Genomic DNA, 9,809 nt, shown 5'->3' with positions numbered 1-9,809 from the left:
GGGCTGGACCCGGTCACGGTCGTCGTACTGCTGGCCGGCGTCGGCCTGGTGACGGCGTTCGTGCGCCGTTGCCTGCACCAGTCAGACCCGATGCTGGCGGTCGGCCTGTTCGCCAACCCGGTCTTCCGTTCGGGTGTGCTCACGGCGCTGGTCACCAGCACGGTGATGATCTCGCTGCTGTTCGTGGGAGCGCAATGGCTGCAGCTCGTGCAGGGCTGGACGCCGCTCTTCGCCGGCGTCGCGCTGCTCCCGATGGCGGTCGGCGGCCTGGTCGGTCCGCCGTTGGCGCCGGCGCTGGCTGCCCGCGTGGGCGCGCGCAACGTCCTGGTCGGCGGGCTCGTCGTCCTGGCGGCCGGACTGCTCGTGCTGTGGCTGCTGCCGCGTCCGATGCCGTACGCCGGCGTCGCGATCGCGTTCCTCCTCGCCGGTTTCGGTACGGCGGCACTGGGCCTGGCCTCGGCCCTGATCATGGGCAGCGCGCCGACCCACCAGGCCGGATCGGCGGCGGCGATGGAGGAGATGTCCTACGAGGTCGGTGGGGTGATCGGGATCGCGGTGCTCGGCAGTCTCGCCGGCATCGTCTACCGCGCCGGCCTGCCCGCCGGCGCCGACCACGCAGCGGTGGAGTCACTCACGGGTGCGCTGGGTACCCCTGCCGAAGCGGCCGCCCTGGCGTCGTACGCCGACGCCTTCGGGGCGATCGGGCTCGCGGGAGCCGTGATCACGCTCGTGGTCGCCGCGATCGTCTGGCGACAGCTGCCGGCTGACGTCGATGTCTCCGGTGGGCACTAGACTCTGGTGCCGTGACCACCATCGGATTCTCGACTGACACCGACACGCTCCAGGAGCGGCGGACCGTCCCGACCGACGAGGGTGACCACGAGCGGTTCTCCCACTACGTGGACAAGGACAAGCTCACCGAGGCCATGGTCATGGGCACGCCCGTCGTCGCCCTGTGCGGCAAGGTGTGGGTGCCGAGCCGCGCGCCCGAGAAGTTCCCGGTCTGCCCGGACTGCAAGGAGATCTGGGAGGGCCTCAGCGATGGGGACGCTCCCGGGGACGGGCCCGGTAAGGACTCGTGACGTCGCTCGGTCCGGCCTGGCCGGAGCGGGCAGCCTGGGGCACGGCGCCGTCGCTGCGTGCCTGGCAGACGGCCGCGCTCCAGGACTATCTCTCCCGCAATCCACGGGACTACCTCGCCGTGGCGACCCCTGGTGCCGGCAAGACGACCTTCGCGCTGACGGTCGCCGCCGAGTTGCTGGGGCGCCGCATCGTCGACCGGCTGATCATCGTCGCGCCCACCGAGCACCTCAAGCTGCAGTGGGCTGAAGCGGCAGCGCGCGCCGGGTTGCCGATCGACCCGACGTACTCCGCTGGCAAGGGCAAGATCGCCAGTGACTACGTCGGCGTCGCGGTGACCTACGCGGGCGTCGGCGTCAATCCGCTCGCGATGCGGATCCGCGCCGAGCGCTTCAAGACGCTCGTGATCCTCGACGAGATGCACCACGCGGGTGACTCGCTCAGCTGGGGCGAGGGCGTGCGCGAGGCCTTCGAGCCCGCCGCCCGTCGCCTGGCGCTGACGGGGACGCCGTTCCGTTCGGACGTCAACCCGATCCCGTTCGTCACCTACCAGCCCGGTGAGGACGGCGTCCCGACCTCGGTCGCCGACTACACCTACGGCTACGCCCAGGCGCTCGCCGACCATGTCGTCCGTCCGGTGCTGTTCCTGGCGTACTCCGGCGAGATGCAGTGGCGCACCCGCGCGGGTGACGAGATCACGGCCAGCCTCGGCGAACCGCTCACCAAGGACATGACGGCGCACGCGCTCCGCACCGCCCTCGACCCGAGCGGCTCGTGGATGCCGTCGGTGCTCGCCGCCGCCGACAAGCGCCTCTCCGAGGTACGACGACACGTCCCCGATGCGGGTGGACTCGTCATCGCGTCCGACCAGGACTCGGCCCGCGCCTACGCCAAGCTGCTCCGCGCGATCACGGGCGAGGCCGCCACCGTCGTCCTGTCGGACGAGAAGGCCGCGTCGAAGAAGATCTCCGAGTTCACCGACAACGACAAGCGCTGGATGGTCGCGGTCCGGATGGTGTCCGAGGGCGTCGACGTCCCGCGCCTCGCGGTCGGTGTGTGGGCGACCACCACCTCGACCCCGCTGTTCTTCGCCCAGGCCGTCGGGCGATTCGTCCGCGCCCGGACCCGCGGCGAGATCGCGTCGGTCTTCCTGCCGTCGGTCCCGAACCTGCTGACCTACGCCTCCGAGCTCGAGGTCGAGCGCGACCACGTGCTGGGCCGCAAGGTCAACGACGACGGCGACATCTTCGCCGCCGAGAACGACCTGCTCGCCCAGGCCGAGGCCGGCGACGCCGCCTCCGACGACCTGAACGCGACACCCTTCGAGGCGCTCGGGTCCGAGGCCCGCTTCGACCACGCGTTGTACGACGGCGCGCAGTTCGGCCACGAGGGCGAGGTCCTGTCGGGGTCGGACGAGGAGATGGACTTCCTCGGGATCCCCGGCCTGCTCGAGCCCGGCCAGATGCGGGAGCTGCTGCAGCAGCGCCAGTCCGACCGTCGCCGCACCAACAAGGCGGTCGAGGACGCACGCCCCGCCGACACGCTGGCGGACGTCACCACCCACGAGCACCTCGCCGTCCTGCGCCGCGAGCTCAACGGCCTGGTCGCGTCGTGGAACCACCGCACCGGCCAGGCACACGGCATCACCCACGCCGCCCTGCGCAAGGAGTGCGGCGGTCCCGCTGCCGCGGTCGCGAACGCCGAGCAGCTGCAGAAGCGGATCGACCGCGTCCGCGAATGGGCGATGCGCAAGTCCTCCTGACGCACGAAGTGTGGCAAGTGGGTGCGCGAAGTGTGGGTGTTGGGGCTCCGAGGTGTCGCAAACGTCAGGCGAACGGTCGCGCGCCCGGTCCCGGCCGGCTGCTCACCGTTCGCGGGTCGGCGACATGGTGGCCGGCCGCGCAGTGCACCTCGACGTGGATCGGTTCGTCGCAGTCGCGGTGGATGAACTCGATCGGAGCGCCCTTGGGGTCGGCGAGGTGCCGGTCTCCCCACTGGGTGATCGCCAACAGGATCGGCTGGAGTTCCAGGCCCTTGTCGGTGAGTCGGTACTCGTGGCGCGTGCGCGCCCCGTCGGGTCGATAGGGCTCCTTGCGGAGCAGGCCCTCGTCGACGAGCGTCGCGAGCCGGTTCGTCAGCACCTGCCGGGGGATTCCTGCATGCCGCCGGATGTCGTCGAACCGTCGTACGCCGAGAAAGACCTCGCGCAGTACGACGACCGTCCACCGCTCGCCGAGGATCGCCATCGCCCGGCCGAGGGTGCAGTTCTCGACGGACCAGGCCAGGGCCGGGGGAGCGTCGGTGACGGCTTGCTGGGTGCTCACGTGGCCAGCATAGGGCGATCTAGGTCTCATTGACAGACTCAGCCTCGGACTGGTTCCATGGAGGGATGACTGAGTCCGCGATCAAGACCCAGATCGACGTGGCGACGCTCGACGGGTTCGAGCAGCTGCACGCGATCCTCGACGGCCACCTGCCCCCGGCCCCGATCGCGGACACCCTCGGGTTCGTCGGCTTCGAGGTCCCCGAGCGCGGCACCGCGATCTTCGAGCTCGACCCCCAGCTGCGCCACTACAACCCGATCGGCAGCGTCCACGGCGGCGTCTTCGCCACGCTCCTCGACTCCGCGTGTGGCTGCGCCGTGCACTCCACGCTCGCCGTCGGCGAGGGCTACACGTCCCTCGACCTCACCGTGAAGTTCCTCCGTGCCGTCACTGTCGACTCCGGCCGCCTCCGGGCCGTCGGCTCGGTGATCCAGCGCGGTCGTCGTACGGCGTTGGCCGAGGCGAAGCTGTACGACGGCCAGGACCGCCTCGTCGCGTACGCCACGTCGAGCTGCATGATCTTCAGCTGACGAGCTCTCGGAGCCGTCGCTGCACGAGCGACACACCGTTCGCGCGCTGCGCTGCTCCGCTGAGCGTGGCTGTCGCCGTCGTACGGGCGAACGGTGTGTCGCTCATGCACCCGCCCGAACCACGTGCCCTGTCGGCGTCGTGCGCCAGACTGGACCCATGCCGTCGTACGTCGCGTTCCTCCGCGCCATCAACCTCGGGCCGAACCGGAAGTTCCCCAAGGCCGACATCATCACGGCGACCGAGGCCGCGGGCGGGACGGACGTGGCGACCCACATCAACACCGGCAACGTCCGCCTGACGATCGGGCTGCGGTCGCGGGCGAAGGTGGAGGCGGCGCTGGAGAAGGCGTACGAGGAGCAGGCCGGCTTCGCCGTACCCACTATCGTGTTCACGCCGGCTGAGCTCACGGCCATCGCCGAGGATGCCCGCGAGCTCACAGCGTCCCGCAACGATCTCGAGCGGCACTACCTCTACCTCCTCAAGGAGAAGCCCGACGCCGCGAAGGTCGCGGAGGTCGAGGCGCGCAGCGACGACGTCAACGCGGTCGTGGTGCGTGGACGGGCCGCCCATGTGCTGCTCGGTCCGGGCTACGAGGCCGGGGGAGTCGACCCCTACAAGCTCGAGAAGGCGCTCGGGGTCGTGGCCACCAACCGCAACTTCAACGTCGTCACCACGCTGGCCGACAAGTGGTGCTCCTGACGTTCGGGCGGCCCCTGCCCGTGTGACACCATGGAGTCGTGACAACCGCGAGCCCTGTCGAGGTGGATCCGGGAGTCGAGCAGGACCTCTCCCTCGACGCGACCACGAGACTCGACACCCCCTGGGTGACGATCGTGTGGAACGACCCCGTGAACCTGATGTCCTACGTCACCTTCGTCTTCCAGAAGCACTTCGGCTACGGCAAGAAGAAGGCGGAGAAGCTGATGCACGAGGTCCACGAGGACGGGAAGTCCGTGGTCAGCACCGGTACCCGCGAAGAGATGGAACGCGACGTCCAGGCCATGCATGAGTACGGCCTGTGGGCCACCCTGTCGAAGGCTGAGTGAGCGACGTGTCTGGATTCGTCCGGCATCGCCGGAGCAAGGTCATCCACGCGACCTTCCCGGTCTTCGAGGCCGACCTGCTGCGCTCCCTCGCTGCGCAGATCGTCGAGCTGCTCCACAACGAGTCGGCGATCCCGTCGGCCACCAAGGACCCGCTGGAGCAGATGCTCGACTTCTCCGGCCCGACCACCGAGCCCGAGGACCCGGTCCTGCTGCGGCTCTTCCCCAACGCCTACCAGGGCGACGAGGAGTCGGCCGGCGAGTTCCGTCGCTTCACCGAAGGTGCCCTGCGCGACGGGAAGTCCCGCGCGGCCGCCACGATCATCGACGTCCTCGAAGAGGCGGGCCTGCCGCAGGAGCCGACCGACGAGGACCTCACCATCGACGTCGAGCTCGACCAGGAGACCGCCCTGGTCTGGATGCGTTCCTTCACCGACCTGCGTCTCGCCCTCGGCACCCGCCTCGGGGTCGAGGAGGGTGACGACGACTACTGGGACTCACTGCCCGACGAGGACCCGCGTGCCCAGGCCCACCACATCTACGAGTGGCTCGGTTTCCTGCAGGAGACCCTGGTCCACGCCGTCAGCTGACGCCGTCAGGCCGGCTTGACCGCCACCACGGGGCAGTGCGCGTCGAGGATGACCCGCTGCGCGACGCTGCCCATGAGCAGCTTCCCGACGGGCGTACGACGACGCACGCCGACCACGACCAGGTCGGCCTGCACCTCCTCGGCCGCGGTCACCACCGCTTCCGCGACATCGGGTACGACGTCGTGGCGAACCTCGACCGCAAGTCCCTCAGCGACCAGGCGGTCGCGCAGGGCATCGATGTCGGTGTCGTGGGCGAAGCGGCTGTCGACCAGGGCGTCGCCGCGGGTGGCGTTGACGACCACCAGTCGCGCCCCGGCGGCGCGAGCCACCGCTTCGGCGTACTCGATGGCTGCCTTGCCGTAGATGTCGGCGCTGTAGGCCGCGACCACGCAGGTCGGCTTCAACGGATTCGCGGTGCTCATCGCTCCACCAGTTCCTTGTCGTCGTCCATGATCGTGGGCTCGGCGGATGCCGGTCGGCGCAGGCCGTTGAGAGTCACGGCGGTCAGCAGGATGGCGATCACGATGTAGACGATCACCGCCACGGGCTCGCCCCACAGCGTGCTCACGTCACCGCCGGACAGTGCCAGTGCCTCGGTCAGCTGGGCTTCCATCTTCGGGCCGAGGATCACGCCGACGATCAGTGGCAGGACCGGGATCCCGAACCGCCGCATGGCGAATCCCAGGGCGCCGAAGGCCAGCAGGAGAGCCAGGTCGAAGGCCTGGAAGTTGACGCTGTAGGCGCCGAGCGTCGCGAAGAACAGGATGCCGGCGTAGAGCTGCGGCCGGGGGATCTGCAGGAGCTTCGCCCAGAGGGGAGCCATCGGCAGGTTGATCACCAGCAGCAGTGTGTTGGCGATGGCCAGGCTGGCGAGCAGCGCCCACACCAGACCGGGCTCGTTCTCGAGCAGGAGCGGCCCGGGCTGGATGCCGTAGCTCTGCAGCGCGTAGAGCATGATCACAGCGGTCGCCGTGGTCGGCAGGCCGAGCGTGAGCAGCGGCAGCATGGTGCCCGCGGCCGAGGCGTTGTTGGCGGCCTCGGGACCGGCGACACCCTCGATCGCGCCCTTGCCGAACTCCTCGGGGTGCTTCGTCAGCTTCTTCTCGGTGATGTACGACAGGAACGTCGGCAGCTCGGCACCTCCAGCAGGAAGTGCGCCGAACGGGAATCCGTACGCGGTGCCGCGCAGCCACGGCTTCCAGGAACGCTTCCAGTCCTCGCGTCCCATCCAGGGCTGGCCGACGGGGATGATCTCCAGCGGCTTGCGCCGCAGGTGGGCGGCGACCCACAGTGCCTCGCCGATCGCGAAGATCGCGACGGCGACCACCACGATGTCGATCCCGTCAGCCAGCTTGGCCTCGCCGAAGGTGAGCCGCGCCTGTCCGGTCTGGGTGCCGATCAACCCGATGGTCAGGCCGAGGAACAGGGCGATGAAGCCGCGCAGCTTGGACGACCCGAGCACTGAGGTGACGGCGATGAAGGCCAGCAGCATCAGCGCGAAGTACGACGGCGCACCGAGCTTGACGACCACGTCGGAGACCCGCGGCATCAGGATCCAGAGCAGGACGGTGCCGATAGTGCCAGCGACGAAGGAACCGATCGCGGCTGTCGCGAGCGCCTGTGCTGCGCGGCCCCGTTTCGCCATCTTGTTGCCTTCGAGAGCGGTCACGACCGACGAGGACTCGCCAGGCGTGTTGAGCAGGATCGACGTCGTGGAGCCGCCGTACATGCCGCCGTAGTAGACGCCGGCGAACATGATCAGTGCGCTGTCCGGGCCGACGCTGTAGGTGACCGGCAGCAACAACGCGAGGGCCATCGCCGGGCCGATGCCGGGCAGTACGCCGACGGCAGTGCCGAGGAGCACGCCGACGCAGGCGAACAGGAGGTTCGTGGGGGTCAGGGCTTGCTGGAAGCCTTCGAGCAACATGTCCATCTCAGAGCACTCCATCCAGGATGCCGGCAGGGATCGGCACGCCGAGCAAGACGTAGAAGGCGTACCAGGAGCCGACCGACAGGGCGACGCCCACGGCGATGTCACGGACCAGGGTTCGGCTGCCGAGGGCGCGAGTGGCGCCGACGAAGAGCAGGGCGCCGGTGATCGCCCAGCCGAGGAAGTTGATCAGCGCGAGGTTCGCGACGAGGACGACCGCAAGCATCCCCATCGTCCGGACGTCCGTGCCCTGGGTGAGGTCGATGTCCTCGCCCTCGTCCGACTCCGGGATGTCGCCTCGCGCGGTGGCGATCGCGAGAAGGATCCCGAGCAGGACGAGCGCACCTCCGACGATGTACGGGACGGCGTACGGCTGCACCGGCTGGTCGGCGAATCCCTTCTCCAGGCCGAGGGCATCGACGAGGACGAAGCCCCCAACCAGCAGGAGGAAGGCCGCGAGGCCGTACTGCGCCTTGTCGATCATCGGGCGGGCGCCCGGTTCGTGGTGGGTGGTGGTCATGACAGTCCCAGCTCCTCGAGGGTCTCGGCCACGCGGGCGTCCTGGTCCTTCAGGAACGTCCCGAACTCATCACCGGTCGCAAAGCTGTCGATCCAGCCGTTGTCAGCCAGTGCCTTCTGCCACTCGTCGGTGGCATGCATCTCGGTCAGCAGTTCGACCAGGTAGTCGCGGTGCTCGTCGCTGATGCCCGGTGGGGCGAGGACACCGCGCCAGTTGGTGAAGACCAGGTCGATCCCGGCCTCAGTGAGGGTCGGCGCATCCACGCCGTCGAGGCGCTCGTCGCCGGAGACGGCGAGCACCCGGAGGTCGCCGTTCTCGATCTGGCCGGAGAACTCGCCGAGACCGGACATGCCGACCTGGATCTTCTCGCCGAGCAGGGCAGCGGTCAGCGGCCCGCCGCCGTCGTAGGTGATGTAGTTGACGTCGTTGGGGTCGATGCCCGCCACGTCCGCGAGCTGCATCGGGAACAGGTGGTCGGGCCCGCCGGGGCTGGAGCCGCCGCCGACCGTCACCGAACCGGGGTCGTCCTTCCACGCCGCGACCAGGTCGTCGATCGTCTTGAACGGCGAGCTGGCCGGAACCAGCACCCCTTCCTGCTCCTCGACGAGCCGGGCGATCGGGGTCATCTGCGTCGGTGTGGCTCCCGACTTGTTCGTGTAGACCGCCCCCACGACGCCGAGCCCCATCGTCATCATCAGGTCCTCGGCGCCCTCCTCGTTGAGCAGGCGCTGCATCGCAACGGTGCCGCTGGCCCCGATGACGTTGTTGACCTCGAAGCGGCCGGTGAGGTCGTTGTCCTCCAGTGCGTGGACGGCGGCCCGGCCGGTGAGGTCGTAGCCACCTCCGGCGCTGTTGGGGATCATCATCCGGAGCCGGCGGTTGTTGGGGTCGTCGGACCCGCGGGTGACGCCGCAGCCGCTGACAGCAGCGGCCAGGACGAGGGCGGTGAGCAACGCCAGGATGCGGAACATCCGACGACTCGGGTGCATGGGAACCTCCGTGCGGTTGGGGCGCGAGCGCCGTCACCGGCGATCCGTGCCAGCATGTCCGTGCGGTGTGGCGCCCGTCACGCTTGCGGACGCAAAGGAGGTTGTGGTCGTTGTGGTCGCACCCCTGAGGTCGCGCTTCCGCTCACCATGGCGTCGGGGTGAGCTCACCCTCGCGGGCAAGGTCCTGCTCCTGCAGCTGGCCGTGATCGCGGTCCTGCTCGCGGCCGTCGGGGTCCTGAGCATCCGGCAGTCCAATGCGGACTTCGCCGAGGAGCGCGGCGTCCAGATGCAGGACGTGGCCGAGTACGTCGCCGTCATCCCGGCCGTCCGGGAGCCCCTCGAGGAGTTCGCACGGGATGGGCTCGGCGCCGATGACCTCGCCCGCGCGCTTGCGCCGTACGCCGCCCAGGGCGTCTCACTGTCGAGCGCGACCGACGTCATGGTGGTCGGTCTGGAAGGCACCGTGCTCGCGGCGACCGACCCGAGCCGGGTGGGCAAGCCGGCCGACCTCGGCGACAGCAACGCGCTGGAGCTGGGCCGCGGCTGGATCGGAGACGTGGACGCCGATGGTGAGCGGGCCGTGGTCGGCCATGCTCCGGTCATCTCCGACGATCGCGGCACTCCGACGGTGGCGATCGTCGTCGCCGAGGTGACCTATCCGTCGGTCGGCGACCAGATCGCGACCGCAGCGCCTGACCTGGCCCTCTTCCTCGGCCTGGGCGCCCTGCTCGGCCTGCTCGGCACCTGGGCCGTCTCGCGCGTCGTACGACGTTCCACGCGGGGGCTCGGCACCACCGAGCTC

13 protein-coding genes are annotated in these 9,809 nt (G+C 69.6%); 8 read left to right on the top strand and 5 right to left on the bottom strand.

What is annotated here, in order from left to right; translation table 11 throughout:
• The 3 genes from ACOADB_RS28025 to ACOADB_RS28015 form a co-directional block, all read left to right on the top strand.
• On the top strand, nucleotides 1-792 hold a 792-nt coding region (locus tag ACOADB_RS28025; RefSeq protein WP_378606908.1), incomplete at its 5' end, for an MFS transporter.
• A gap of 20 nt (nucleotides 793-812) precedes the next feature.
• Complete coding sequence (locus tag ACOADB_RS28020) at nucleotides 813-1,082, top strand: DUF3039 domain-containing protein (protein ID WP_378607064.1); 270 nt, start codon at nucleotides 813-815, stop codon at nucleotides 1,080-1,082.
• Nucleotides 1,079-2,842 (top strand): DEAD/DEAH box helicase, encoded by a 1,764-nt coding sequence (locus ACOADB_RS28015; protein WP_378606905.1) that lies wholly within the window; start codon nucleotides 1,079-1,081, stop codon nucleotides 2,840-2,842. The genes ACOADB_RS28020 and ACOADB_RS28015 overlap by 4 nt, the downstream gene beginning before the upstream one ends.
• A 64-nt stretch (nucleotides 2,843-2,906) precedes the next feature.
• On the opposite strand, the gene ACOADB_RS28010 is transcribed toward ACOADB_RS28015, so the two are convergent.
• Nucleotides 2,907-3,404, bottom strand: a complete 498-nt coding sequence (locus ACOADB_RS28010; RefSeq protein ID WP_378606902.1) for a winged helix-turn-helix transcriptional regulator — start codon at nucleotides 3,402-3,404, stop codon at nucleotides 2,907-2,909.
• 65 nt (nucleotides 3,405-3,469) lie between these two features.
• On the opposite strand from ACOADB_RS28010, the gene ACOADB_RS28005 reads away from it, so the two are divergent.
• From ACOADB_RS28005 to ACOADB_RS27990, 4 genes are all read left to right on the top strand, one after another.
• Nucleotides 3,470-3,934 (top strand): PaaI family thioesterase, encoded by a 465-nt coding sequence (locus ACOADB_RS28005; RefSeq protein WP_378606899.1) that lies wholly within the window; start codon nucleotides 3,470-3,472, stop codon nucleotides 3,932-3,934.
• A gap of 157 nt (nucleotides 3,935-4,091) precedes the next feature.
• On the top strand, nucleotides 4,092-4,634 hold the full coding sequence (locus ACOADB_RS28000; protein WP_378606896.1) for a DUF1697 domain-containing protein: 543 nt from the start codon (nucleotides 4,092-4,094) through the stop codon (nucleotides 4,632-4,634).
• A gap of 62 nt (nucleotides 4,635-4,696) precedes the next feature.
• On the top strand, nucleotides 4,697-4,981 hold the full coding sequence (clpS, locus tag ACOADB_RS27995; protein WP_378607061.1) for an ATP-dependent Clp protease adapter ClpS: 285 nt from the start codon (nucleotides 4,697-4,699) through the stop codon (nucleotides 4,979-4,981).
• Nucleotides 4,978-5,568, top strand: a complete 591-nt coding sequence (locus ACOADB_RS27990; RefSeq protein ID WP_378606893.1) for a DUF2017 domain-containing protein — start codon at nucleotides 4,978-4,980, stop codon at nucleotides 5,566-5,568. Before clpS ends, ACOADB_RS27990 begins: the two co-directional genes overlap by 4 nt.
• 5 nt (nucleotides 5,569-5,573) lie before the next feature.
• Here the strand turns inward: ACOADB_RS27990 and ACOADB_RS27985 are convergent, their stop codons facing one another.
• Genes ACOADB_RS27985 through ACOADB_RS27970 form a run of 4 tightly spaced genes read right to left on the bottom strand, consistent with a single transcriptional unit; the run spans nucleotide 5,574 to nucleotide 9,007 of the window.
• Nucleotides 5,574-5,990 (bottom strand): universal stress protein, encoded by a 417-nt coding sequence (locus ACOADB_RS27985; RefSeq protein ID WP_378606890.1) that lies wholly within the window; start codon nucleotides 5,988-5,990, stop codon nucleotides 5,574-5,576.
• The gene (locus tag ACOADB_RS27980) at nucleotides 5,987-7,501 is read right to left on the bottom strand and encodes a tripartite tricarboxylate transporter permease (protein WP_378606887.1); all 1,515 of its coding nucleotides are present in this window, start codon (nucleotides 7,499-7,501) and stop codon (nucleotides 5,987-5,989) included. The genes ACOADB_RS27985 and ACOADB_RS27980 overlap by 4 nt, the downstream gene beginning before the upstream one ends.
• Before the next feature lies 1 nt (nucleotide 7,502).
• The gene (locus ACOADB_RS27975) at nucleotides 7,503-8,018 is read right to left on the bottom strand and encodes a tripartite tricarboxylate transporter TctB family protein (RefSeq protein WP_378606884.1); all 516 of its coding nucleotides are present in this window, start codon (nucleotides 8,016-8,018) and stop codon (nucleotides 7,503-7,505) included.
• The gene (locus ACOADB_RS27970) at nucleotides 8,015-9,007 is read right to left on the bottom strand and encodes a Bug family tripartite tricarboxylate transporter substrate binding protein (RefSeq protein WP_378606881.1); all 993 of its coding nucleotides are present in this window, start codon (nucleotides 9,005-9,007) and stop codon (nucleotides 8,015-8,017) included. The genes ACOADB_RS27975 and ACOADB_RS27970 overlap by 4 nt, the downstream gene beginning before the upstream one ends.
• 112 nt (nucleotides 9,008-9,119) lie before the next feature.
• On the opposite strand from ACOADB_RS27970, the gene ACOADB_RS27965 reads away from it, so the two are divergent.
• The coding region (locus ACOADB_RS27965; protein WP_378606878.1) for a hypothetical protein at nucleotides 9,120-9,809 on the top strand (690 nt) is incomplete at its 3' end.

The organism is Nocardioides sp. CPCC 206348, assembly GCF_048654705.1.
Classification (GTDB): Bacteria; Actinomycetota; Actinomycetes; order Propionibacteriales; family Nocardioidaceae; genus Nocardioides.
This window is presented reverse-complemented; position numbering and strand designations above follow the sequence as displayed.